Source organism: Acinetobacter sp. ANC 3832, assembly GCF_002135415.1.
Classification (GTDB): domain Bacteria; phylum Pseudomonadota; class Gammaproteobacteria; order Pseudomonadales; family Moraxellaceae; genus Acinetobacter.
Genome location: NZ_NEGJ01000004.1, coordinates 274,491 through 297,660 on the forward strand (window position 1 = coordinate 274,491; position 23,170 = coordinate 297,660).

General features: G+C 36.9%; 25 protein-coding genes and 1 rRNA gene. 15 read left to right on the plus strand and 11 right to left on the minus strand.

Annotated elements, in window-relative coordinates; translation table 11 throughout:
• Nucleotides 1-2: 2 nt before the first annotated feature.
• The 3 genes from hcaC to hcaE are packed head-to-tail and all read right to left on the minus strand — an operon-like array spanning nucleotide 3 to nucleotide 2,211.
• On the minus strand, nucleotides 3-329 hold the full coding sequence (gene hcaC / locus B9T35_RS07985; RefSeq protein ID WP_086190589.1) for a 3-phenylpropionate/cinnamic acid dioxygenase ferredoxin subunit: 327 nt from the start codon (nucleotides 327-329) through the stop codon (nucleotides 3-5).
• Nucleotides 329-847: a 3-phenylpropionate/cinnamic acid dioxygenase subunit beta gene (hcaF, locus tag B9T35_RS07990; protein ID WP_086190590.1), complete on the minus strand. Its 519-nt coding sequence runs from the start codon at nucleotides 845-847 to the stop codon at nucleotides 329-331. The genes hcaC and hcaF overlap by 1 nt, the downstream gene beginning before the upstream one ends.
• Nucleotides 844-2,211, minus strand: a complete 1,368-nt coding sequence (gene hcaE / locus B9T35_RS07995; RefSeq protein WP_086190591.1) for a 3-phenylpropionate/cinnamic acid dioxygenase subunit alpha — start codon at nucleotides 2,209-2,211, stop codon at nucleotides 844-846. The genes hcaF and hcaE overlap by 4 nt, the downstream gene beginning before the upstream one ends.
• A 296-nt stretch (nucleotides 2,212-2,507) precedes the next feature.
• Here hcaE and hcaR point away from each other — a divergent pair, with 296 nt between their 5' ends.
• Together hcaR and B9T35_RS08005 are read left to right on the plus strand one after the other, a co-directional pair.
• Nucleotides 2,508-3,413 (plus strand): DNA-binding transcriptional regulator HcaR, encoded by a 906-nt coding sequence (gene hcaR, locus B9T35_RS08000; RefSeq protein WP_086190592.1) that lies wholly within the window; start codon nucleotides 2,508-2,510, stop codon nucleotides 3,411-3,413.
• A gap of 378 nt (nucleotides 3,414-3,791) precedes the next feature.
• On the plus strand, nucleotides 3,792-4,469 hold the full coding sequence (locus B9T35_RS08005; protein WP_416202426.1) for a DUF1345 domain-containing protein: 678 nt from the start codon (nucleotides 3,792-3,794) through the stop codon (nucleotides 4,467-4,469).
• 96 nt (nucleotides 4,470-4,565) lie between these two features.
• Here B9T35_RS08005 and B9T35_RS08010 read toward each other — a convergent pair whose 3' ends face one another.
• Both B9T35_RS08010 and B9T35_RS08015 read right to left on the minus strand, forming a co-directional pair.
• Complete coding sequence (locus B9T35_RS08010) at nucleotides 4,566-5,423, minus strand: alpha/beta fold hydrolase (protein WP_086190594.1); 858 nt, start codon at nucleotides 5,421-5,423, stop codon at nucleotides 4,566-4,568.
• Between the two features lie 235 nt (nucleotides 5,424-5,658).
• Nucleotides 5,659-6,951: an OprD family outer membrane porin gene (locus B9T35_RS08015; RefSeq protein WP_086190595.1), complete on the minus strand. Its 1,293-nt coding sequence runs from the start codon at nucleotides 6,949-6,951 to the stop codon at nucleotides 5,659-5,661.
• 823 nt (nucleotides 6,952-7,774) lie between these two features.
• Between B9T35_RS08015 and B9T35_RS08020 the strand changes: the two genes are divergently transcribed.
• Nucleotides 7,775-9,115, plus strand: a complete 1,341-nt coding sequence (locus B9T35_RS08020; protein ID WP_086190596.1) for an amidohydrolase — start codon at nucleotides 7,775-7,777, stop codon at nucleotides 9,113-9,115.
• Nucleotides 9,116-9,295: 180 nt separating this feature from the next.
• Nucleotides 9,296-10,480, plus strand: a complete 1,185-nt coding sequence (locus B9T35_RS08025) for a porin (protein ID WP_086190597.1) — start codon at nucleotides 9,296-9,298, stop codon at nucleotides 10,478-10,480.
• Nucleotides 10,481-10,576: 96 nt separating this feature from the next.
• On the opposite strand, the gene B9T35_RS08030 is transcribed toward B9T35_RS08025, so the two are convergent.
• A complete protein-coding gene (locus B9T35_RS08030; RefSeq protein ID WP_086190598.1) occupies nucleotides 10,577-11,428 on the minus strand; it encodes a PHP domain-containing protein in 852 nt (283 codons plus the stop codon).
• A gap of 44 nt (nucleotides 11,429-11,472) precedes the next feature.
• On the opposite strand from B9T35_RS08030, the gene B9T35_RS08035 reads away from it, so the two are divergent.
• The 4 genes from B9T35_RS08035 to mnmC are packed head-to-tail and all read left to right on the plus strand — an operon-like array spanning nucleotide 11,473 to nucleotide 14,888.
• A complete protein-coding gene (locus tag B9T35_RS08035) occupies nucleotides 11,473-12,087 on the plus strand; it encodes a septation protein IspZ (protein ID WP_086190599.1) in 615 nt (204 codons plus the stop codon).
• 25 nt (nucleotides 12,088-12,112) lie between these two features.
• The gene (locus B9T35_RS08040; RefSeq protein ID WP_086190600.1) at nucleotides 12,113-12,415 is read left to right on the plus strand and encodes a YciI family protein; all 303 of its coding nucleotides are present in this window, start codon (nucleotides 12,113-12,115) and stop codon (nucleotides 12,413-12,415) included.
• A 4-nt stretch (nucleotides 12,416-12,419) separates the two neighbouring features.
• Nucleotides 12,420-12,932, plus strand: a complete 513-nt coding sequence (locus B9T35_RS08045) for a hypothetical protein (RefSeq protein WP_086190601.1) — start codon at nucleotides 12,420-12,422, stop codon at nucleotides 12,930-12,932.
• Between the two features lie 36 nt (nucleotides 12,933-12,968).
• Nucleotides 12,969-14,888 (plus strand): FAD-dependent 5-carboxymethylaminomethyl-2-thiouridine(34) oxidoreductase MnmC, encoded by a 1,920-nt coding sequence (gene mnmC, locus B9T35_RS08050; protein WP_086190602.1) that lies wholly within the window; start codon nucleotides 12,969-12,971, stop codon nucleotides 14,886-14,888.
• 167 nt (nucleotides 14,889-15,055) lie between these two features.
• On the opposite strand, the gene B9T35_RS08055 is transcribed toward mnmC, so the two are convergent.
• Complete coding sequence (locus B9T35_RS08055) at nucleotides 15,056-15,370, minus strand: rhodanese-like domain-containing protein (RefSeq protein WP_086190603.1); 315 nt, start codon at nucleotides 15,368-15,370, stop codon at nucleotides 15,056-15,058.
• Nucleotides 15,371-15,461: 91 nt separating this feature from the next.
• On the opposite strand from B9T35_RS08055, the gene B9T35_RS08060 reads away from it, so the two are divergent.
• The 3 genes from B9T35_RS08060 to B9T35_RS08070 all read left to right on the plus strand — a co-directional run bounded on the left by B9T35_RS08060 (nucleotide 15,462) and on the right by B9T35_RS08070 (nucleotide 17,124).
• On the plus strand, nucleotides 15,462-15,950 hold the full coding sequence (locus B9T35_RS08060; protein ID WP_086190604.1) for a YajQ family cyclic di-GMP-binding protein: 489 nt from the start codon (nucleotides 15,462-15,464) through the stop codon (nucleotides 15,948-15,950).
• A gap of 30 nt (nucleotides 15,951-15,980) precedes the next feature.
• Complete coding sequence (locus B9T35_RS08065; protein ID WP_086190605.1) at nucleotides 15,981-16,481, plus strand: DUF4442 domain-containing protein; 501 nt, start codon at nucleotides 15,981-15,983, stop codon at nucleotides 16,479-16,481.
• A gap of 142 nt (nucleotides 16,482-16,623) precedes the next feature.
• Complete coding sequence (locus B9T35_RS08070) at nucleotides 16,624-17,124, plus strand: ester cyclase (protein WP_086190606.1); 501 nt, start codon at nucleotides 16,624-16,626, stop codon at nucleotides 17,122-17,124.
• 176 nt (nucleotides 17,125-17,300) lie between these two features.
• Here B9T35_RS08070 and B9T35_RS08075 read toward each other — a convergent pair whose 3' ends face one another.
• The 3 genes from B9T35_RS08075 to B9T35_RS08085 form a co-directional block, all read right to left on the minus strand.
• On the minus strand, nucleotides 17,301-17,669 hold the full coding sequence (locus B9T35_RS08075) for an acyl-CoA thioesterase (protein ID WP_416202429.1): 369 nt from the start codon (nucleotides 17,667-17,669) through the stop codon (nucleotides 17,301-17,303).
• Nucleotides 17,670-17,744: 75 nt separating this feature from the next.
• On the minus strand, nucleotides 17,745-18,176 hold the full coding sequence (trxC, locus tag B9T35_RS08080; protein WP_086190608.1) for a thioredoxin TrxC: 432 nt from the start codon (nucleotides 18,174-18,176) through the stop codon (nucleotides 17,745-17,747).
• The gene (locus tag B9T35_RS08085) at nucleotides 18,177-19,073 is read right to left on the minus strand and encodes an alpha/beta hydrolase (RefSeq protein ID WP_086190609.1); all 897 of its coding nucleotides are present in this window, start codon (nucleotides 19,071-19,073) and stop codon (nucleotides 18,177-18,179) included.
• 125 nt (nucleotides 19,074-19,198) lie between these two features.
• Between B9T35_RS08085 and B9T35_RS08090 the strand changes: the two genes are divergently transcribed.
• The 4 genes from B9T35_RS08090 to B9T35_RS08105 all read left to right on the plus strand — a co-directional run bounded on the left by B9T35_RS08090 (nucleotide 19,199) and on the right by B9T35_RS08105 (nucleotide 22,778).
• Nucleotides 19,199-19,534 (plus strand): TIGR01244 family sulfur transferase, encoded by a 336-nt coding sequence (locus B9T35_RS08090; protein WP_086190610.1) that lies wholly within the window; start codon nucleotides 19,199-19,201, stop codon nucleotides 19,532-19,534.
• The gene (locus B9T35_RS08095; RefSeq protein ID WP_086190611.1) at nucleotides 19,527-19,949 is read left to right on the plus strand and encodes a beta-lactamase hydrolase domain-containing protein; all 423 of its coding nucleotides are present in this window, start codon (nucleotides 19,527-19,529) and stop codon (nucleotides 19,947-19,949) included. The genes B9T35_RS08090 and B9T35_RS08095 overlap by 8 nt, the downstream gene beginning before the upstream one ends.
• Before the next feature lie 200 nt (nucleotides 19,950-20,149).
• A complete protein-coding gene (locus tag B9T35_RS08100) occupies nucleotides 20,150-21,322 on the plus strand; it encodes a hypothetical protein (protein WP_086190612.1) in 1,173 nt (390 codons plus the stop codon).
• 82 nt (nucleotides 21,323-21,404) lie between these two features.
• Nucleotides 21,405-22,778, plus strand: a complete 1,374-nt coding sequence (locus B9T35_RS08105; protein ID WP_086190613.1) for a dihydrolipoyl dehydrogenase — start codon at nucleotides 21,405-21,407, stop codon at nucleotides 22,776-22,778.
• Between the two features lie 238 nt (nucleotides 22,779-23,016).
• Here B9T35_RS08105 and rrf read toward each other — a convergent pair.
• Nucleotides 23,017-23,131 (minus strand): 5S ribosomal RNA (gene rrf / locus B9T35_RS08110).
• Nucleotides 23,132-23,170: the final 39 nt, after the last annotated feature.

A 23,170-nucleotide genomic window follows, 5' to 3' on the forward strand; every position in this document is an offset into this window, starting at 1 on the left:
CTTTATTCTCCTGCCATTTCGACGTATAGCGCACCGTCTTCAATAATTACAGGGAATGTTTTAATTGGATCTGTTGCAGGTAAACACAGTGCTTCACCTGTTTTTAAGCAAAAGCGTGCTGAATGAAGTGGACATTCGACTGTGCCATCATCTTCCAAATAACCTTCAGCCATTGAGGCATTACCATGCGAACAACGATCATTCATGGCGAAGAATTCACCACCATTATTGAATACAGCCAGTGCTTCGATACCATTTACACCGCAATCGACTCTTAGCGCTTCGCCTTCGTCCAACTCATCAATTTGACATACAAAAATTTTATTCATTAGAAAAATACGCTCAGGTTATGTGAGTTATACGTCACTTGATCTAGGATGATTTTACGATTGAAAATCTGCCACCCTAAACCGCCTTCAACTTTACGAATTTTGTCATGACGCTTACCGCAGTAAATCGTCACATCTTTTTCTTTTTGAGTACGGTAAAGCAAATACGTCATATGTACATCATATTCACCATCCACATCGGTCGGTTCAATAATGATATTACTCACCATATGCGTAGTACGTGATGGAGGCTCTTCTGCCCAAGCCATGCCTGTTTCAAGGCGTGCCACACGGCGTTCCAAAAGATCTTTGGTATCGTTAAATACCCACGTTGTTGGTGGCTCAACTGAACGACGACGATCACGTGTTTGTGCATTGGGTGTGGTACGTAATGTATAAGCAATATCTTCTGCTAACACAGCAAGCCAATCACGAAATTTCCAGTCATCCAGTAGTTTTGCTTCCTGATAAAGAAACTGACTAATCTGATGTTGAAGCTCTAAACTGATTTGACTCATTTCGTTAGCTCCTGTTCATACTCATTTGTTGCTTTTTCGACATCTTCCCATTTTTCATGGATCAGTAAATCTGCCCAACGGCGGTACATACCCCGTGCTGCAGTTTCTGAGAAAATGTAGTTGGTAATGCCCGGAATACCATCTTCACGTTTTTTCTCATTACCCAAACCCATTTCCATAATGAGTTTGTTATTACGTGCTTTATAACCACGTAATACTTTTTGAATCTCAATCCAGTTTTCAGAATCATCTTGCTCTAAGAAACCCGCAGGGCCAAATGCACGTGTTGCTGAACGCTCAAAGGCTTCTTTCACTTCCTGAGAGGCTTCAGCATCTGCAATACAAAATGCCCAAACTTCAGTTTTATTTGGACCACGTGGATGCCAAACGCGAAGTGTTGCTGTACCGTTGAGCCAAGACATGGTTGGGAACATATTGTTATGACCCGCAAGGCGTAATGCACGGACTTCGCCTAAACGCTCTTTGACTTCTTCATATGTTTCACGGAAGTAATTCGCTACTTCACCATCGACCCATACATTTGCATCTGGCTTTTCGGTAAAGAAGAAACCTGAACCATGACCACGTGAACCGTATTGAATGGCATCTTTAGCCGTTTCCCATACAGGACGTGCGGTTTGCGCTGCACCTAATTTTTTAGAACCTTCATCATCAGGTTTTGCACCCAACACCTGAATCGCAGATGCATGTGAGAACAATGCGTGATATTGGTCTGATGCAAACTGTTCCGCTGCAAATTTCCAGTTACAATCAATTTCCCATTTGTGCACGCCACCAATAATTTGCGTACCACCCGGACGACGATCAACCACACCATCTAAATACCAAGCAATATCGCCCATGTATTCAATTAAATCTGGGGTTGTTTCATCCCAACATGCAAAGATTAAGCCTTTATAAGACTCAACACGGTTGACTTCAATCAGCCCCCATTTCTCTTTACAAGCGCCTTGTGGAAATGCACGATCTTCAAGCGGAATATCTTTCAGTGAGCCATCTGTGCCGTATGACCAACCGTGGTATGGGCAGGTAAATGCACGGGTATTACCACAATCCGCAAAACTCACACGCATTGAACGGTGACGACATTGATTCAATAATGCTTTAATTGAGCCGTCTTTTTGGCGAACTACAATAATTGGGTCTTCACCCATATATGTATTAAAAAAGTCACCCGCCTTTGGAATTTGGCTTTCATGACAAAGAAACAACCATGTGCGCCCAAATACGCGTTCCAACTCTAATTCGTAGATATCTGGATCTGTGTAGATGGATGGTGAGATACGTCCATTTTGTGCATCGACTAAAGCATCGATTTCACGCACATCAATTTTTCCATTCATGAAAACTCTCCTGCGACAAACGTGGGGGTCACAACGTAAATAGGCTCATCTTTGCAAAGATGATCGCTGTTCATACGAGCTTTAGGGAAATATTTATTTTGTTTTAATTAAGACCTTTTATGAATAATTATGAGCTGTATTTTCTATACTAAAAATAATATCAACCTCTAAATATCATTTATTTTATAAATGGTATAACCATCTTCACGACATCATTGTTTATAGATTATACTCATGCAAAATGATGTTAAGACATTTTTTGGATTACTCTTTTTAGAAAATCAGGGACAATTGATATGGAATTACGACACCTTAGATACTTCGTCACGGTCGCAGAAGAACTCAATTTCAGCAAGGCTGCACTCAAGCTGTATACTGCTCAACCCTCACTAAGTCAGCAAATCAAAGACTTAGAAGAAGATGTTGGCGTGCAATTGTTATACCGTACTAAACGCAAAGTTGAACTGACTGAAGAAGGTGCTGTCTTTCTTGAACAAGCCCGCTTAACACTGGCTCAGGCTGAAAAAGCAGTCGCTATGGCAAGACAAGTTTTCAAGGCAAAACAACAACTTCTACGCATCGGTTTTGTGCCTGTTGCCGAAATGAAAATCTTCCCTTATGTCCTGCCTAATTTGCGTGTTCAAAACCCTGAGCTAAAAATTGAATTGCTCAGCCTAAACAATACTGAACAAATGCGTGGCATTAAAAAAGGTGACTTGGATATTACCTTTACCCGTCATAACTTTCATAATGAAGAAATTGAAAGTAAATTTGTTTTACGTGAACCTCTTATTTTTATATTGCCTCAAGATCATCCTTTGGCTAAATATGAGCGAATTCCAGTCAAAGCACTCAACGGAATAGACTTTATTATTCCAGCTGCAGAGCAATCTCAAACACTGCATGACACGATTCTGGCCTTTGCAGAAGCCAATAACATTACATTCAACATTGTGCAAAAAGCAGATAATATTTTATTTAATATCAACTCCATAGGTATGGGTTTAGGCTGCACTATTCTGCCTGGTTATATTGCACCACTGACCATGAGTAATACAGTGATTCGACCGTTGGATATTGAATTGCCTTCTTTAGACTTATATGTCAGCTATCGCAAGCAATCTAGCTCGGTTGCGATCAAAAAGTTTATGGAATTACTAACCAATGTTTTCTATTTGGATGTTAATCGTTCTGAAAGTTAATTTTTAATTGAAATCTTGATCTAAAGTCACCACACCACTATTTTAAAACAAAATGGTGGTGACTTAATTTTCATCAATCACATCGCTTTTATATGTTTTTTGATCGTTTTAAACAATATTTAAAACAAATTTTCGATCATGCTAAGTTGTTTCCTTTTTATACAGCTTATAAAACTGTTTCCTGTATCGACTAAAAACCAAATGCCTACAACTTAAGTCGAATAAGCGCAAAAATGAATTTATAATTTATTCAGGCAGCAAAAGTCATCTTGTATCAATATGTGCAAACGCTTTATGTATTTCTCCGCTCAGGAAGCATACATAAACGTATACAGAGCATCTAGATAACAAAATAATAAACATTGAGGAGACAATATCGTGACTCGCACCTTACATCGGCTTAAAAATGGTGTGATTTATCGCCCACGATTTTTTTTAACCTTTCTTGTTGCAGCGATTCTTTTTATTGCTTTAAACTTCGCATCGCCGTGGGCATGGTCAACCAATTTATTATTGGGTTGGAATGTTGCCGTATATTGCTACTTATTTATGACCATGAAAGCGTTATGGAATAGTGATTCACACCACATCCTTAAAAGAGCACAGCAGCAAGACCCGAGTAAATGGATCATTTTATTTCTGGTTATTCTGACTTTGGTGATGTGCTTCATTGCGATTATTGTTGAACTGACCCATCTTCCCAAAGAACACAGCATTAAAATAGGACATATTGCACTGTCCATCACCACCATTATTTCTGCATGGTTTTTTATGCATACGGTGTTTGCCATTCACTATGCACACGACTTTTATCTGTCTTTAAAAGCAAATAAAGAAGGTGGTTTAGATTTTCCTAAAACAGTTCAACCAACCTATCCTGATTTTTTATATTTCAGTTATGTGATTGGAACTTCGGCGCAAACAGCGGATGTATCGATCACTACAAAATCGATGCGTATTTTGAATATTTTGCACATCCTTTTAGCCTATTGTTTTAACACTACAATTCTAGCGATTTGTATTAATGTGGCAGCGAGCTTGATTACCCCATCCTAATTATTTCTATCTTTCTCAAAACGACTTACCAATAAAAAAGGATGACCTCAGTCATCCTTTTTTTAGCACTATAATCAAATCTTCAACTCAAGAAAATTACACGCCACGAGCCGTTAAATAATCTTTAATCACAGTATTAAATTCTTCCGCTTTTTCCACTTGAGACCAATGACCACACTGACTGAAAATGTGAGCATCTGCATGAGGAACTGTATTTAAAATATCCCATGAACGAGAAACAGGAATCACCACATCTTGTACGCCGTGAATCAACAATACTGGCACTGTAATGTCTTTCATTTTATCGAAGTCGAGTGGGAACTCAAAACGGTCACGATCACGTGCGCCTACAACATCCATCAAACGATTCGATGCATAGTCATTTGTAGCTGAAGCAAAACGTACTTTAACCAATTCATCAGTGATCAAGTCTTTGTTCACTACAAACATAGAAAGTGTCTTTTTAATCCCTTCTACAGTTAACTCAGGGTTTGCATGCGCTTTCAATGCCGCAGTTTGTTTCGCACCGCCTGTACCCATAGAAACAATACCGAGAACTCGCTCAGGGTAATCCAGTACCATTTGGAAAGCTAACCAACCACCGAGTGAGTTACCCACCACCCAAGTTTTTTCAATACCTAAAGCATCTAAAGTACGAATCGCATGATCTACCCAAGCACGGATACCATAAGCAGTATTTGGCGCAACGACAGTTTGACCATAACCAATGGTATCAATGGCGATACAACGTGCTTGCTCACCAATTTGTGGCAAGTTCAACCACCAGTTTGCCGCAGCAGATACGCCTGTACCTGAACCATGCAAAAATAGAATAGGCGTTCCTTCACCTACTTCATGATAGTGAGTTAACTCGCCTTCAGCAGTTTCAATCCATTTATCTTCTAAACCAAAAAATGCATCAGTTTTATAATCTGGGACTTGTACAGTGCTCATACCTACTCCTCGTATAGCATTGATACGTGCTTGATTGACTCAATGGCACGCTGAATAATGATAAATTCGACAATTTTACAGCTTAATATTACAGGTTCAGCAAGCATCAACTGATACTTATTTACGATGACAACCCATAAAATAACGATTATTTAAGTTATTGTTTTTAATAAAGATATATTACTTAAAAGAAAAGAACGATACATCCATGTCGTTCTTTTTGTCATCTTAAAAATTAGAACTTAAAGGTATAAGTCGTTGCAATTCGATTTTCAATCAAATCAACAAAACCAGGCACATTGTGATAATTCACATCAATCAACATCCATTGAAAGCCCAAGCCTTTAAGCTTCCCTTCAGGCATCACATAGTTCACGATTAAGTTATTTTCATCTTCCTTACCTCGTGTACCATTACTATTCTGAATGTTCCAACCATCATAATGACGTACTGTTGCGGTTAAACCAGAGACACCAACATCTTTAAAGTCATAGGTATAGCCGAGACTCCATGATTTTTCATCTTTACGAATAAAACTCGCAACAGACCAATTGGCTAAATAAGGCTGAGGTACCCAACCTGAAAGTGTTGGGAAAAATGCGGCGTGATTACCATTTTCACCAAACATTTGTTGATAGCCTGCATCAATCGTATGATTTCCGTGTGCCCAAATACCTTTGAGTGATAAGGCTTGATTATCAATCTCACCATATAAAGCATCACCCGACTGTTGGTTATCAAAATAACGAACCTGCGCAGTAACTTTATTGTGCTCATCTAATTTTTTATTATATGTAAAACCAAGATAATTTTGACGATAGATATTGGTCACATCGCCATAGAAATAGCTTGCTGCGAATTCAGGTGTGACTTGATAATCAATACCTGCGACATACATACCATCACTATCCCCTGACTTGACCTGACTTTTTTCTGTCGCCAGTTCATTCGGCCAAAGCTTGAAATCTTGCACTTGATTTTCATAACGCGCATTTACGCCATCTAAGTAACCTAAAGTGATTTTGGTATTTTTTAAATCTTTCGATTCTAACCAAACCCCTTCAAAGGTGGTGAGTAACTGACGTGATGGATCAAAATGAACCACTGGCGTCATTGGCAAAATTTCACCCACCCGTAACTCAGTCTGACTGACTTTGGCTTTTAAAGTCGCTCCGAGTTTAAAGTTATCACGAGCTTGTTCATGGGTCTGATAATTGTATGGCATGATAAAGTCGTTATCACCACGATCACCACTTAAACGTAAAGCATATTGCGCAAGAACATCGATCCCTACTTTTACAGGTCCAATGTCTGCATAACCCGATTTTGCATCCAATGTGACAGCTTGAGACCAACTACCAAAATCTTGTGGTTTGGTTGGATCAGGCTGATCTATCTGACGATCTAAATAGAAATTTCGTAATTTAAGCTGAACTTGACTATCGTCAACAAACCCTGCATGTGTTGCAGTTGTCCCTAATACCGCTGTCGCAGTACACATAGCTATCCATAATGATTGACGACGCATTGTTTACCTTCCAATTGAAACAATAATCTATGACATCATCATGCTGAACTATCAGTGGATAAAAAATCAGACTAGAGTATTAAATGACTTAGCTTAAAACTGTATTTTGACTGGCTCTTCAATTCTTAAGCTTTTTTTTAATACTTATTAACAATAAGTATTTTTAAAAGAAAAATTTCAAAAGATGATTTAAATCATTAATGAAACAGATTTTTATATTGAAAAATGAATGAAATTCTTAAAATTTAAAATTTTTAAGCGTTTTTATGTTTAAGTTTCTCTTTGAATGATCAAAATTTTAAGTCGTACTTATAAGAAAAAACGTTGATATAACAGAAATTATCTATATGTTTGAATATCAATTAGTAACCAAGCTTACCGTATATTAAAAACACAAAAAAACTGTTCATTTTATAACTTAATTATTCACCTATTTAATATTTTAAAACATCCAAAATTATATATTAATTTTATAATAAGATAAGATCAATATTAAAATATCATATAATTTTTCTATATTAATCTTCATCCTATTTCAGATTAATAAAAATGCTTTAAAACATTTTTATCTCTATAAATATTCACAAAAATTGATTAATAAATAACATGCTTAAGTTAAACTTCAACCAACTAAAAAGCGATACCAAGCCTTTAAAATCAATATTATTAGCACATTTAAATATCTATCGATCAATAAAAATACAGATGTATTCCAAATACCCTGCTCACATATTAAAATACTTATAAAGTTTTTGAATTTAATAAAAAATACTGGAATAATCCTTGAAATTTTTTAATTATTATTTACAGGATGTAATATATTATGAATCAGTTTCAAAAAATATTATTTGCAACGCCATTATTATTACTCACTCAAGTAAGTTTTGCCGATTGGATCAAAAGTTCTGTCGCAACAGAAGAAAACCATACTATTCAGATACGCCATCAAATCCATCAAAACCCCGAGCTAGGGAATATGGAATTTAACACATCCAAGATGGTACAAAAAGAACTCAAATCTTATGGTATTGAAGTAAAAACTGGATTCGCAAAAACAGGGGTCATTGGTATTCTTAAGGGTGCTCAGCCTGGTCCCGTTATGGCACTCCGTGCGGATATGGATGCTTTGCCTGTTCTGGAAAAAACAGGGTTATCTTTTGCCAGTAAAACTAAAGCGCTTTATCAAGGTAAAGAAGAATCTGTCATGCATGCTTGTGGTCATGACACGCATACAGCAATGTTACTTAGTGCTGCTAAAATTCTTGCAGCAAATAAAGATAAAATCTTAGGAACAGTTATCTTTGTATTTCAGCCTGCTGAAGAAGGTGCTGCCGATTTAGATAGTTCTAAATACGGCGATCAAGTCGGTTCACAAAAAATGATTGCCGATGGTGCATTGAATCAGCCAAAACCTGAAGTGATGTTTGGTATGCATGTGATCGCGGGTATGCCAAGCGGAAATATTTTTTATAAAGATGCCGCTATTTTAAATAGTGCAGATGAATTCCGAATTAAAATCATTGGACAACAAGTGCATGCATCTATGCCTTGGGCAGGTCAAGATCCGATTGTTTCTTCTGCTGCTGTGATTACCAACATGCAAACTTTGATCAGTCGTTATTCTAACCTGACCAAAGGAATGGCAGTTGTTTCAGTAGGTCAAATATCTGGTGGTACAGTCAGCAATATCATTCCAAATGAAGTCAATATGCAAGGTACGATTCGTACTAACCAAGAAGATATTCGTCAAAATATTTTAAAACTTTTACCTGAAATGGTGAAAAACACTGCGCTTGCTAACAACACCAAAGCTGAAGTGGAATTATCGTCTTATGCACCTGTCACGTATAACGATAAAACGCTGACTCAGCTCATGGCAAAAAGTTTAGAGTCTGCAGCAGGTGCATCACAACTTCATGTGATGGGCAATAACGCCAGTGCCAGTGAAGACTTTGCTTACTATGGCAAACTCATGCCGTCTTTATTTGTGTTCTTAGGTGCAACGCCAAAAGATCAAGATATGGATAAAGCTGCACCAAACCATAGTCCTGAGTTTATTGTGGATGATGCCACATTAAAAACAGGCGTCGAAACTCATGTCCGTTTTGTCATGGACTACCCTGCGGTCGCTCAACAAGTACAAAGCGCATGGAAAGTGCCATAACGTTGAGTTGCTCAACCTCAAGTCAGTGACTTTAATTTAAGCAAAACCTCAACTATTTCAAACTCAATTGAATCATTTCGCAATGCCTCAATACATCATTTTTTGTATTGAGCGCTTGCTCTTTGCCTGTTTATTTTCAGCAGTCATTTATACCCCCATCTTAAACAAGGACTTATTAAGATGAATAAAATTTATACCCTTCTTGCGCTTTCTACACTCATTGGTACAGGTTCTGCATATGCAGGAACCATCAATATTGGTGACTCAAAAACGGATTTAGGTGGCTTAAATATTGGCGGTGCTGTTCGTGGTGCTTATGTCTACAAAGATTTCGCCGATGATATGAGCGAAGGCTCAAGCAATGGACAATTTAAATTTCTCGATATCAAACTGATGTTAAATTATGAAAATCCCAATTGGCTTGCCTCTTTCGAAGCGCGTTGCTATCAATATGACCGTTTATGTGATGCAGTCTTTATCCGTGATGCTTGGTTGGGTTATAAGCTTTCTGAAAAAAGTCGTGTTTCAGTTGGACAACAAGATGTTGAGTTCGGTTTTGGTCGATATTGGGGTAATACCAACTATGGTTCACTCTTCTCATCAATGGGCTTTGAAGGCGTAGAAAACGTCGGTATAAAGTACAACTTAAATCAAAATAACTACGCTTTTGCACTTGGTTTCTATCCAAAAGATGGTGGTAATTTTAAAGGTGTCAGTAAAGACTCAAGTCGTTATGGCGTGAGTTATGTTGAAGCCGATGACATTGAAAATGGCACACATATTGAAGAAGAAAATATCTGGGCAACACGCTTTGCTAAAACATTTAAAATTGATGCAGAAAAAAACTTTAAAACTGAAGTTGGTGCATCATATTTGCACTCTGACCTAGACAATCGAATCAGTGGTGAAACGGGTAAACGAGACTCTTGGAATGCTTTTGCGACAACGGATTACCAAAACTGGCAATGGTTGATTATTGCAGGACAACAAAAAGTAGACAATGCTGATGCATTACATCCAAATGATTCGACCTTAGGTGCGCGTGATTATTCTTATCAAGTGGCCAATGATGGAAAGTTCATGTTGAATGAAATCAATTATTCGATTAAACAACCTTTTGAAAATGTTCCTGAAATTAAACCTTATCTATCTTATGGTAAGTATTACAAAGATCTAACAGGCTCGCTTGATTCAGAACGACTCAATGCGGGTGTGTATTTCTTCTACAAAGACATCGGTGTTCAGGCAGAATATATCATCAGTAAGAATGATCCTGCTGTTGGTGGCAGTAGCACTTCACTTGCTCAAGGTGACAATCAAGACACCAATAAAATGTTTGCTTTTTCAATTGGTTACTTTTTTTAATCAAAATAAATTTTGAAATTCCTATTCAATACTCATTTCATGGTCAAAATAGCATTCTAAAATAGAATGCTATTCAACAAATAAGCTGATACAACGCTAAACAAAACTCTCCCAAATTCCAACTTGTCCTTCTTTTACTTTTGGAATATTGCCTAGTCGAATCCACGGCATATTATCACCATGAAAATCACTTCCCACAGAAACTTTTAAATCATGTTCCGCAATAATTCGATCCACCATTTGACGAGTAGATAAGGGTTCAATGGAGGGAGGTAACTCAATTGCATCACCACCATGTTCTGCAAACAGCTCAATTAAATAACGAACATTGGTTGCAGATAAATCATACCGTGTCGGATGAGCCAACACAGCAAACCCTTGGCTTTGATGGATCACTTCAATGGTTTCAGCCAAACCTAAACCATCAAATTTGACATAAGCCTTTTTGCCTTCTTTAATGTACTTATCAAAAGCTTGTTGTGGTCTTGCTACATATTTCTTTTCTACGAGTGTTTTCGCAATATGTGTACGAGTAATACGGTCTGCAATACCGTCTACTTTTACAATAACATCTGCATAAATATCCTCACCAATTAAAGGAGTGAGTAAATCACAAATTTTCTGAGCACGTTCTGCTCGAATCTTTTTTTGTTGTTCAAGAAGCTTTTGTAAAGGTTCATGATTTTGCATATTTAACGCAATAATATGCACCCCATAACTTTTTTTCGTTGCAGGTCTAGACCACTGACTGGATATCTCAACACCTGAAATAATACGGATTGGATAAGCTTTCGCAACAAATTCAGCTTGTTTTAAGCCATCCATCGTATCATGATCGGTTAAAGCAAGTGTGTGGATCCCTTTTTCAACAGCAGCTTGCACAAGCAGCTCTGGAGATAAAGTTCCATCAGAAATATTACTATGTGTATGTAAATCTACGCCTTGCATCTCTTATACTATCCCATCCACCTGAACAGACTAGATACTTTAACATGAAAGCACTTTTAGACTTTGTGCCACTCATAATTTTCTTTTATTTATATAAAACCGTAGATCCTAAAGATACACATCATCCTTTATTAGAGTTGATTGGTTCTGCAGGGGGAATCGATAATAATAATATCTTAGTGGCAACCACTGGACTTATTATTTCGATGCTGGTTGTCTATGGCGCATTATTTGTGATGCAAAAATTCCGTTTAGAAAAACAACAATGGATTGTGTTGTTTATGACGGTCATTTTTGGTGGTATTACATTAATGCTGAGTGATGACTTTTATATTCGCCTTAAAGCAGCACTTTTAAATTTAGTTTTTGCAGGCGCTTTCCTTCTTTCTCCATTTGTTGGTAAAGAACGTACACCGCTAATTAAGCGATTATTTGGTCCAGTATTGGACTTAACTGAGCAAGGTTGGAAAAATCTGAACTATGCTTGGGCAGTGATGTTTATTGTTATGTCTTTATTGCATGTATTTTTTGCCTTTTTATATGCAGGCGGGAAATATTGGGGCGAATTCACCGCATTTGGCGACATGATTGTCATGTTTTCCTTTATCATTATCCAGTTTATTATTTTACGTAAGCACTTTAAGTCTTCCGATGAATAATTTTTTATAAAATTAGAGAAGTGATATGCCTTTATTTGTAATTACATGTACTGATCACGAAGGTACAGTAGAAAAACGCCTTGCAACACGCCCTCAACATTTAGTACGTTTAGAAAAATTAGATGCCGAAGGTCGTGTTATCGTTGCGGGTGCGATGCCGAAAGATCGTGAAAATCCACATGCAGGTTTCTATGGTAGCACCATGATTCTCGATTTTGATAGCAGAGAAGCGCTTGATCTATGGCTACAAGATGAACCTTTTATAAAAGAAGGTATCTATAGCCATGTGGATGTAAAACCATTTAATAAAGCATTGCCTAAAGGATAATAAGATGCATGTTGTGGTCAAAAGCTTACTCGGCTTATCGTTAATTTGTTCATCTGCATGGGCTGAACCTCCATCACAGAATTCGGCTCCCGCAGTTCAAGCAACGACTGCAACAGCTCCAGCGAATCCAAACCAACCTGCACTTAAGCCTAGTATCATTTCTGCTGTGGCGGGTGCAAATGTAAGCAATCATGCTCAAGCACAGGCGCAAGAAAATAAGCCTTTGACTGCAGAACAGATTGCAAAAGAAAAAGTCTCTCAAGAAGCCAAAGTTAAAGCCTTAGTGAAAGACCAAGCAACTCGTTTACAGCAACTTGAAAAAGCCAATTTAGAAGCCTTATCGCAAAACCAAGAGTTACAGCTGAAAAATGATAGCTTGGGTGTTCAAGTTCAAGTTTTACAAAGTGAAGCCAGCGCTCAAATGTTTCTCTATGGCGCTGCAACCATTGCAGTTGGCGTATTATTGGGCTTTTTAATTGCAAGTTATGTCTATACGAAACGTCGTCGTCAGTGGTAATCCACTGACTCGTTTCTTTTAAAGGATTATGCTGCTTTGTCCAAAGCCATTCAAACTGCTGACTTAGATTGGCAATGTATTGATGGAATTGATATTCCTGTTTCTAAACAATTTGGTGATGTGTACTTTTCTAAGGACAATGGTCTGTTAGAAACACGTCATGTCTTTTTAAATGGTAATGATTTACCAATTCGTTTAGGCCATCTCAAAGACTTTGAATATTTTCATGTTGCAGAAACAGGTTTTGGAACAGGTTTAAACGTTTTAGCCTTATGGCAATTATGGCAACAAGTTCGTCCTAGTAATCATAGTCATTTGCATATCACCAGTATCGAAAAGTTCCCTTTAACTAAACATGATTTAATTCGTGCGTTAAATGCATGGCCTGAATTACAAACTTTAGCGCAGCAACTGATTCAACAATATCCATTCGCTATAGCAGGCTGTCATCGTTTAAGTTTTCTTGAGGAACGCTTCACTTTAGATTTATGGTTTGGCGATGTGCATGATGTCCTTCCGAGTATTCATAAAACAACACCCATAAATGCTTGGTTTTTAGATGGCTTTGCACCCTCATACAACCCAGATATCTGGGAAGAAAATGTTTTAAATCATATTGTTCGTCTTTCTGATATTGGGACAACATTTGCATCATTTAGTGTTGCAGGCGTACTTAAGCGTGGCTTACAACAGCATGGTATTCGCATTTCACGCCCGAAAGGTTTTGGGCATAAAAATGAAATGCTCAAAGCTATTTGGCAAGCGCCAGAATTAAATGAATTGTCTAAGATCCAGCAACAAAATTCAGATGCTATGCAACAAGAAATTGGGCTTGATGCTACGGTACAACTTAAACAACGTCAAATTGCGATTATAGGCGCAGGAGTAGCAGGTTTAACTTGTGCATGGGGCTTTGCTCAACGCGGTCATCAAGTCACGATTTACGATCAATTAGCGCCTTTATCTGGCGCTTCAGGCAATCCTCTTGCCTTACTGAATCCTAAACTCAATCCGATTGCACAAAGTGCTGAACATTTAATGACTTTGGCTTGGCAACATGCATTACGTCATTATCAAAAATTTTCAGCCTTTCGCTCCATTGCCATCAATCAACTGGTTCAAAAAGATGTTGAAGAAACATTAAGTATTGCTCAGCAATATCCAGAACACATTCTTCGAGCACAAATAGCAGAAGAATTAGAACTAAAAACTGAGTTTCCGAGTTTACAACTTGTTCAAGCAGGCACGATTTCACCACATCAACTGTCTGAGCAAATTTTGCAACACCCTCTGATTGAGTTTAAACAGGTGAATGTTGAATCCATTCAAACATTAGAACACAATCAACTCACCATCTATGATGAATATCAAAAACAGTTTGGACCATTTAATCATGTCGTGGTCTGTTGTGCTTTAAATAACAAAACATTCTTTGCAAAACATTCAGCATTAAAGCCGATTCGTGGACAAGTTAGTTGGTTCAATAATCAACATCAAAGTCTAGGATTTGATCAAGCTTATAGTTATGCAGGCTATTGCATGCAACTCGATGATCAAAACTTACTTCTCGGTGCCTCTTTCTATCCAGACAGAAATGATGATGACGTTTTAATGGAAGATCACGCACATAATTATGACCTGATGCATAGTGTCTTTCCTGAATATGCACGAACTCTTCCGCCGATTAAAGAGTGGCAAGGACGTGCATCTGTACGGGTACAAAGTCTAGACTACTTTCCATTGGTCGGAAAAATGCAAGATGATGAAGAAATTTATACGTTTACGGCTCTAGGCTCTAAAGGATTTTTATTTGCGCCCATCTGTAGTGAAATTTTAGTTGCTTTGGCTTTAGGTGAGGCTTGCCCTGTTCCCAGTGGAATACTGCAAAAATTAAATCCGAGGCGTTTTCAGAAGAAAATTAAACCGAAGAAACCATACTATCAAAAGCCAATGTAATCTTTAAACATCTTGCATCCACATTCTCAGTTCTTTTTTATTCTGCTTTGCTCAGAAAAATAGAAAAATGATGTAAAAACTCAACACTGAATAGAGAAAAACCCCTTTATCGGGATAATTAACGCATTTCATCTGCCCATAAAAAAGCGCCTCATGGGCGCTTCTCTTTACATACCGTGTTCTAAAGGCAAACCTGCGTCACGTACTGCACGCGTGCCTCCCATAAGAACCACATAATCTCGAGAGCTATCGATCTCTTCTAGTTGCTCTGCAGCACGAGGTGCTTTACTCCCCCCACCACATAAAATATAGATCGGTTGATCCGACGCCACTTGATTGAGGCTATTTGCATCTAAGCCATCAATGGGCTGATTTACAGCACCTTTAACATGACCCTCAGCAAATGCTTTTGCGTCACGAACATCCCAGATAACAGCATTTTCTGGGAACTCAAATGTTGTAATTTCTTGTTTACGGATCATTGTGCACTCCTTTGATGTAAACAACACTTGGCAAATGAAGAAAACATCCCTAGCATCTCAGATATTCTTTCCCTTTGTAAAGGTCTAAACCATGCCTTCTTTCGATATTGTCTCTGAATTAGAAGTTTTTGAAGTAAATCATGCGGTTCAAAACACGCAAAAAGAAATTGCGACACGTTTTGACTTCCGTGGACAAGACGTTTCTATTGATTTCAGTGAAAAAAACAAAGAAATTAAAATTACCACTGAAAGTGACTTTCAATGTGAGCAAGTGTATAGCATGCTAGAAAATCATTTCTTTAAACGTAAAGTTGATATTCAAGCACTTGATCCACAAAAAATGACGGCTTCAGGTAAAAATGTTATTCAAGTGATTAAGCTTAAAGATGGTCTTGACTCGGATACTGCAAAAAAAATTAATAAAGCCATTAAAGAAAGTGGTATCAAAGTGCAATCTTCTATTCAAGGCGACAAAATTCGTGTCACAGATAAAAAACGCGATACTTTACAACAGGCAATGGCGTTCTTAAAAGAACAACAATTTGGTGTGCCTTTACAATTTAACAATTTCAAAGACTAATCTGTCTTTTTGTACACAATAGGCTTAAACATGACTCAGTCCAATCGTTTATCAAAATTAGTCAAAGCGACATCTAAATTTCCAAAAGGAATTCGTAGCACGCTATGGAGTAAAGCTTTTGGACGAGTCGTACCCATGGTCGGTACAGCCAATATTCGATACTTAGAAGTTAGCAATTCACAAGTGATTGTTGAAATCAAAAATCATCGCGCAATGCAAAACCATATTGGACAATTGCATGCGTGTGCGATGGCGCTGATTGCTGAAACAGCAACAGGTTTTGTCACAGGTATAAATGTACCAGACTCATGTATCGTATTAATTAAAAGTATGCATATTGATTATAAACGCCCTTCAAAAGGCGATATGAAAGCCGTTGCTACGTTGACCGATGAACAGCAAAATTTGATGCAAAATACAGAAAAAGGCGAAACACTGGTCTCTATTGTAGTTACCGATGAGACAGGACAAGAACCTGTGAAATGTGAAATGCTTTGGGCATGGGTATCTAAATCTCATTTAAAAAAATAAGTCAATAATTTCAATTAAAACTTACCTTTAGGTAAGTTTTAATTTTACTAAAAGATAAAACAACAGCGACATTTCATCACTATAAAAAACTTGATATAACACTCACTATCTCGATACACAAATCGAAAAATTGAGCTTTACAATGAAAAAGATCCTTATTCCTTTGCTTTTTTTACCTCTACTTTTAACAGCATGTAATCAAAATCCAAATCAACCTGCCGCTGCTGTAAGCACTAAAACCTTGAATGCACTTTCTCAAGCTCAGTTTGCAGAACAGAATAAAAAAATTGTGACTGATTTTTATGAGGGTGTCTTTTTAAAACATCAAGTGAAAGCCTATGCTGACCGTTATATTGGTGATCAATATATTCAACACAATCCGCATGTTCCAGATGGAAAAGCCCCTTTTGTTGACTTTTTCACAGGTCATTTTAAAGAAAACCCTGAAGCAAAAAGTGTGATTAAACGTGCAGTTGCAGAAGGTGATCTGGTCTTTTTACATGTACATTCGACTCAAAATGCACAAGATCGTGGTGTTGCGATTGTCGATATTTTCCGTGTTGAAAATGGGAAAATTGTCGAACACTGGGATGTGCAACAAGCCGTTCCTGAACAAAGTGCCAACACCAATACCATGTTTTAAATAAAGATCGTTGAAACAGCTTATCCCTATGAATCAGCTCTTTATTTTCTTTTATGATAAAAATTTTATATAAAATATCACTTAATTAAAGCCATAAAAAATCCCAATCAAAGTTGGGATTTTTTATTTTCAGCCGTTTAGCTTAATACTTTTATCTTAAGACCTCTATCTTAAAACTAAGCACTCTGTGATGCTAAGTGCTTCTGTTTCACTTCTTCAGGAATCTGGCGTTTACCACCCTTCACATCAACAGCGACAAACGTAAAAACGCCTTCAGTCACACGTTTCGGTTCACGTGAGCTGTCATGACTATCCCAAACTTCAATTTGCATTTGAATAGAAGTATTCCCAACTTTTAAAATTTTGGTATAACAACTAATCACGTCACCTACTTTTACAGGTACAAGAAAAGTCATTTGATTAATTGAAATCGTCGCGCAACGACCTTTACTAAAACGTTCTGCGTGAATCGCTCCTGCCAAATCCATTTGTGAAACAATCCAACCACCAAACACATCACCACTCCAATTGGTGTCCGCAGGCATTGCGATTGTTTGAAGTGATAAAGTTCCTTCTGGTTTTACATGAGAATCTGACACGTTAACTCCGAGCCCTAAAGTTTATTTTGGGGCATTCAATTGTTGATCTAACCATTCTTGCAGCTGAGTTGCGCGTAGCGCACCACTTATTCTAGCAACTTCGGTGGTTTTATTCATCAAAACTAAGGTCGGAATACTACGTACATTAAAAGCACTGCTTAAACGAGGATTGGCTTCTGTATCAATTTTTGCAAAAACCACATGAGCGTTCTGCTTTGCAACTTCAGCAAAATGCGGTGCCATCATCTTACAAGGTCCGCACCATTCAGCCCATAAATCAATTAAAATTGGTAAATCACTATTGCTGACAAAATTACTAAAATTTTGTTCGTTTAACTCAATTGGTGCTAATGGAATTAAAGTCTTGTGACATTGACCACAACTCGGATTTGAATCAAGTTTTTCTTCAGGAACACGATTCTTAGCGCCACATGATGGACATACAATGATCATCTAAACCACTCCAATATGCTGATGTAAAAACTCTAATTGGGTCAAAATTGCTTTTTCCAACCATTGTCCATGATAAATATCGAAATGTGCCATATTCCATTCATGATATTGCACAAAAGGAGCAATATTGGTTGCTGTTTCACGGCTTGATTCTATTGGTGTCAGACTGTCGTATTTCGCTGCGATGAAAAGTACAGGAAGATTAATGCTTCGTACAATTTGTATTGGTCTAAAACGAATCAAATTAAAGAATACGCGCGCAGGAATTTCCCCACTCCAAAAATAATCTGGATTTACAATCGACATAAAACCCGTATAGCTATCTTTAGTCGGTAAAAAGCACAGTGAAAATGGATGTACAACAGGTAAGGTTTTAGCTGTCATTCCCACTTTTGCACCCATATAATCTTGACTGGATAGCTTCAATGCTTTGGGTAAATGCTGAATGGGATAAGCTTTGGCACTTTCCGCACCATCAACAAAGGGAATTTGTACCATCACCGCTTGAATATTTTTGAGTTCAGCAGCTAAGTTCAATACATAGCCACCACTCAAAGCTGTTCCCCAAAGCACCATTTTCCGATGATCAATATTTTTCTTAGCAGCAATATAAGCAATTACTGTTTTCCAATCTTCTAATTGATACTTAAGTGAAATTAACTCTCTAGGATGACCTGTACTGCCTCCCCAAAAACGATAATCAAATAAAACCACGGCATATCCTGCCTGAGCAAAACGTTGTGCAAATTGGATCAGTTTAAATTGACGTAAACCTGCAAAGCCATGCGCCATAATAATCACGGCAGGTTTTTTTATATTTTTAGGTCGATAAAAATCCGCTGCAATCACTTCCTGTCCGCTCTGAACATACAGTGGTTCTACTGTATAAGCATGCATACGCGCTCCGTTGCGTTATAATTTGTTGGAATTCTCTTATAAATATACAGAGTCTTTTCAACTCAATTAAAGCTTAATGTTATGATATTAGCATAATCTTTTAATTTCGTTTTTGGAGTGACAAAATGAGTGAAAATGTAGGCTTCGCAGGTCAAATTAGCCCAGAACACATTCAGCAAGTCGTAGAAAAGGGTTTTAAATCTGTTATTAACAACCGTCCAGATATGGAAGGTGGTGCAGAACAACCGACCAGTGCTCAAATTGAAGAATCTGCACGTGCAGCAGGCTTAGACTATGTCTACCAACCTGTGATAGCAGGTCAAATTACTGAAGTTGATGTGCGTACTTTTGCAAATCATTTTAATGAACTTCCAAAACCAGTATTGATGTTTTGCCGTACAGGTAATCGTTCAAATAATTTATACCAGCTTGCGAAACAAATGGATCTTTTAGATGACTAAAAGTGTTATCCGTTGTTTGTTTATTTTTTTCCTTTTAAATACTGGTACTGTACATGCGGATGTTGCTGATTTAAGTCAGACTCTCACACCGCATGTCAGTGTCTCAGGGCAAATGAGCACTGAAAAATTCCAGAAATTGCTTCAACAGGGTTTTAAATCAGTTATTGTAAATCGACCTGATAATGAACAAGGGAATTTAACATCTGCTCATCAACTTAGATCTATTGCTGAAAAGTCTCGGATTAGTTTGATTTACCAACCCATTGCATCAAGTAATATTTCTCAAACAGATATTTTAGAATTCGCAAAATATTATAAGAGTTTACCTAAACCTATCTTGATGGTGTGTAAATCGGGTAATCGTTCTACCCTACTGTTTAATCAAGCTAAATCTCAAGGTCTTTTAAATGAATAAGTTTTTGCTGATTTTATTATGTTGTTGTCTTGTCTCTGCTTGTAGTTCGATGAATGTCAGACCGACTGTTGGTGTGAGTATGGGGACAGCGTTGTAATTATCTTTGAAGTTTAATATGGCGCTATATGCGTCATATTTTTTGTGTGTTATCTTTACACAACATAACAAATTCATATATAAATTTTTTTAGGGTAGTTATTATGACTTTTTTAAAGGGAACGTTAGCTCTATCTTTATCACTTATTCTTTCTGCTTGTGGCGGTGGTGGAGGTGATGGATATTTTGGTAAAGAAAATGGATCTTCAGATAATAATAGTAATACAACAGATCCAGATAAAGTTTTAGCTCAATCTACTTTAGATAGTCTTAAAAAAGAAGGACAATATTTATTCGGTAATTATGATCCAAATGATGCTACAACAGCTAAAGGTTATATTGACCATTCTTTGGATACTTTTGCTCAGGGTCCTTTACAACTGGCTGTAGATGCCAAAAAGTTATTTGATAAGGATAAATCTAAATTTATTTATCGTGAAAAATGTATGGACTCTGGTTTTTATGCTAATACTGGTTGCTATATCCTATTTGGAGATAATGAAATTAAATCCGCATTAAGCATTGTAAATCCACAAAAATATATAAATTGGGATTTTGATGTAAATGACAATGAAATTTCAGGAATGAAATTATCTGAGGATCAAATTAATCATTTTACTGGCAAGACTATGTTGATTATTTTTGACAATCGAAATACTGATAAAAAGTATAATGATATTTGGGTAACTGGTGTATTTGGATACCCATATAAACAATCATGGGGATTAACACAATCTGATCAAGTACGTATTGTCTCTATGAACGAAACAGATAGTAATTATCAGGTTACAATTACTTATAATGATGAAACAACTGAAACTAAGGGTGCATTAAGTATTTATAAAGATCCAACATCAACAGATGGTGATTTATTTGTATTACAAAATAATTCTGGATTTGATGTATTAACTAATGATAATCCAAATACACCAGATGTAGAACCAGTCTCTTTTACGGTTAATTCTATTCCTGGTGATGCTACAGCTCTAGCTACATACCGTATTAAAGCTTCTGGTGAGCAAGTACTTAATTTACCAAATATTACAGCCTTATCTGGTACTCGTATTGAAAATGAAGCACCATCAAGTAATACTCAAAGCTTTACTGGAAGTGTTCATTTAGAAGGTAATAATATATTCACCTTCAAAAAAGCAATGAATGGAACTATGTTGAAATTTAAGCATGTTTTTAATGGCATTACTTTTGAAGGTCAATCTACTAATAATAATGGAACAGTCAATACAATACTGACTCAACCAAGTAACTTAAAATATTAATATAACTTTTTACAAGAAAAGCCTTCATTATTGAAGGCTTTTTTATATAGTAAACATTAGACAATACAAAAATGAGTGCCTTATGTACGACATCATCATTATCGGAGCAGGTACAGCAGGTATTAGTGCCTATAAAGAAGCGATAAAACATACTCAAAATGTACTTATAATCAACAAAGGACCTTGGGATACCACATGTGCCCGTGTTGGCTGTATGCCAAGTAAAGTACTAATTTCCACAGCAAATCGTATGTATGATATTCAACATGCTGACGAAGTTGCTTTAGAAGTAAATGCGACAATTGATACATCACTAGTCATGAATCATGTCCGCAGCTTAAGAGATCGCTTTACCCGTGCAACATTAAAAGATGTAGATAGTTGGGAAACTTCACACAAAATTTCAGGTGAAGCTAAATTTATTGATTCAAATACCATTGAGGTCAATGGAAAGCTTTATCAAGCCAAAAGCTTTATTTTAGCTGTAGGTTCTACACCAAATGTTGAACAAGAGTGGAAAAATGAGTTAGAAGATAAACTCATCACTTCAGATCAAGTTTTTGAAATAGAAAAACTACCTAAGTCACTTGCTGTTATCGGCAGTGGTATAATCGCAATCGAATTAGCCCAAGCATTCCATCGACTTGGAGTACAAATTACTGTTTTTGCTAGAAGCCCCAAAGTAGGTGCTTTATCGAGTCCAAATTTACAAAAGCTTGCCTTAGATGAGATCTCGAAAGAAATTGATTTTAAATTTGGCATATTACCAGAGACTGTTCATAAAACCACTCATGGCGTAGAAATACACTATCAACAAGAATCAAAGCAAAAGACTTTAAATGTAGATTATATTTTAAGTGCTATTGGTAGATCTACAAATTTAAGTACTCTTCAATTAGAGAAAGTTGATACAAAGTTTTCTGATTTAAAAGCACTGCCTATAGATGAAAATACTAAACAATTAGGAAGTTTCCCCATATTCATTGTCGGTGATGCTTTCACACAAACTCCAATTCAGCATGAAGCATCTATCGAAGGTAAGTTAGCAGTAAGGAATTGTTTGTATTACCCCAAAATGCAGTCGATTAGAAAGCTTACTCCTCTTGCAATTGTATTTAGCTCACCAGAAATGGCAACGATTGGTCAAAGTTATACAAGCTTAATTAAAAGTAAAATTGATTTTATCACTGGATTTACTTCATATGAAAATCAAGGTCGGGCATTAGTTTTAGGGAAAAATAAAGGTGCTGTTGAAGTATATGTTGATAAAAAAACACGTAAGCTTTTAGGCGCAGAATTTTTTGTAGATTCAGCAGAGCATATGGCTCATTTACTTTGCTGGATGATTTCTGAAGACCTTACAATTGATCAAATTTTAGAAAAACCTTTTTATCATCCCACATTAGAGGAAGGTTTAAGAAGTGCTTTAAAGCATGCTAGAAGACAATTTCTTTAAATTATTTTCAATAAAATAGATTAGAAAACTTGATATTTCCTGTGTATAGAAGCATATGGAATAGCTTCTGAGTTTAGATGATTGGCTCTTTTACAATTAAATTGAGAGCTTATGATCCATTGCTTTCAGTTTTGATACTACTTTATTGGCTATTTTGTGTATTTTTCTTCTTTTCTGATTTATTTTTATACATAAAAAACACCCCCTTCATAAGAAGGGGGTGTTTTTAGGAATAATGAGCTGGCGATGACTTACTCTCACATGGGTAACCCCACACTACCATCAGCGCGAAGAGGTTTCACTTCTGAGTTCGGGAAGGGATCAGGTGGTTCACTCTTGCTATTGTCGCCAGCACAACTGTTTATGACTACTTGCTTAGGTCTTATTGAATG

What these genes read in the sequence shown, in the direction of transcription:
- B9T35_RS08015 (WP_086190595.1), bottom strand. Translation starts at nt 6,951, where the DNA reads ATGCGTCGTCAATCATTATGGATAGCTATGTGTACTGCGACAGCGGTA.
- B9T35_RS08075 (WP_416202429.1), bottom strand. Translation starts at nt 17,669, where the DNA reads ATGCCTGCGGACACCAATTGGAGTGGTGATGTGTTTGGTGGTTGGATT.
- B9T35_RS08085 (WP_086190609.1), bottom strand. Translation starts at nt 19,073, where the DNA reads ATGCATGCTTATACAGTAGAACCACTGTATGTTCAGAGCGGACAGGAA.
- B9T35_RS08070 (WP_086190606.1), top strand. Translation starts at nt 16,624, where the DNA reads ATGAAAAAGATCCTTATTCCTTTGCTTTTTTTACCTCTACTTTTAACA.
- B9T35_RS08040 (WP_086190600.1), top strand. Translation starts at nt 12,113, where the DNA reads ATGCCTTTATTTGTAATTACATGTACTGATCACGAAGGTACAGTAGAA.
- B9T35_RS08020 (WP_086190596.1), top strand. Translation starts at nt 7,775, where the DNA reads ATGAATCAGTTTCAAAAAATATTATTTGCAACGCCATTATTATTACTC.
- B9T35_RS08090 (WP_086190610.1), top strand. Translation starts at nt 19,199, where the DNA reads ATGAGTGAAAATGTAGGCTTCGCAGGTCAAATTAGCCCAGAACACATT.
- hcaC (WP_086190589.1), bottom strand. Translation starts at nt 329, where the DNA reads ATGAATAAAATTTTTGTATGTCAAATTGATGAGTTGGACGAAGGCGAA.
- B9T35_RS08060 (WP_086190604.1), top strand. Translation starts at nt 15,462, where the DNA reads ATGCCTTCTTTCGATATTGTCTCTGAATTAGAAGTTTTTGAAGTAAAT.
- B9T35_RS08025 (WP_086190597.1), top strand. Translation starts at nt 9,296, where the DNA reads ATGAATAAAATTTATACCCTTCTTGCGCTTTCTACACTCATTGGTACA.
- B9T35_RS08095 (WP_086190611.1), top strand. Translation starts at nt 19,527, where the DNA reads ATGACTAAAAGTGTTATCCGTTGTTTGTTTATTTTTTTCCTTTTAAAT.
- hcaE (WP_086190591.1), bottom strand. Translation starts at nt 2,211, where the DNA reads ATGAATGGAAAAATTGATGTGCGTGAAATCGATGCTTTAGTCGATGCA.
- B9T35_RS08065 (WP_086190605.1), top strand. Translation starts at nt 15,981, where the DNA reads ATGACTCAGTCCAATCGTTTATCAAAATTAGTCAAAGCGACATCTAAA.
- B9T35_RS08055 (WP_086190603.1), bottom strand. Translation starts at nt 15,370, where the DNA reads ATGATCCGTAAACAAGAAATTACAACATTTGAGTTCCCAGAAAATGCT.
- B9T35_RS08045 (WP_086190601.1), top strand. Translation starts at nt 12,420, where the DNA reads ATGCATGTTGTGGTCAAAAGCTTACTCGGCTTATCGTTAATTTGTTCA.
- B9T35_RS08010 (WP_086190594.1), bottom strand. Translation starts at nt 5,423, where the DNA reads ATGAGCACTGTACAAGTCCCAGATTATAAAACTGATGCATTTTTTGGT.
- B9T35_RS08035 (WP_086190599.1), top strand. Translation starts at nt 11,473, where the DNA reads ATGAAAGCACTTTTAGACTTTGTGCCACTCATAATTTTCTTTTATTTA.
- hcaF (WP_086190590.1), bottom strand. Translation starts at nt 847, where the DNA reads ATGAGTCAAATCAGTTTAGAGCTTCAACATCAGATTAGTCAGTTTCTT.
- hcaR (WP_086190592.1), top strand. Translation starts at nt 2,508, where the DNA reads ATGGAATTACGACACCTTAGATACTTCGTCACGGTCGCAGAAGAACTC.
- B9T35_RS08100 (WP_086190612.1), top strand. Translation starts at nt 20,150, where the DNA reads ATGACTTTTTTAAAGGGAACGTTAGCTCTATCTTTATCACTTATTCTT.
- trxC (WP_086190608.1), bottom strand. Translation starts at nt 18,176, where the DNA reads ATGATCATTGTATGTCCATCATGTGGCGCTAAGAATCGTGTTCCTGAA.
- B9T35_RS08105 (WP_086190613.1), top strand. Translation starts at nt 21,405, where the DNA reads ATGTACGACATCATCATTATCGGAGCAGGTACAGCAGGTATTAGTGCC.
- B9T35_RS08030 (WP_086190598.1), bottom strand. Translation starts at nt 11,428, where the DNA reads ATGCAAGGCGTAGATTTACATACACATAGTAATATTTCTGATGGAACT.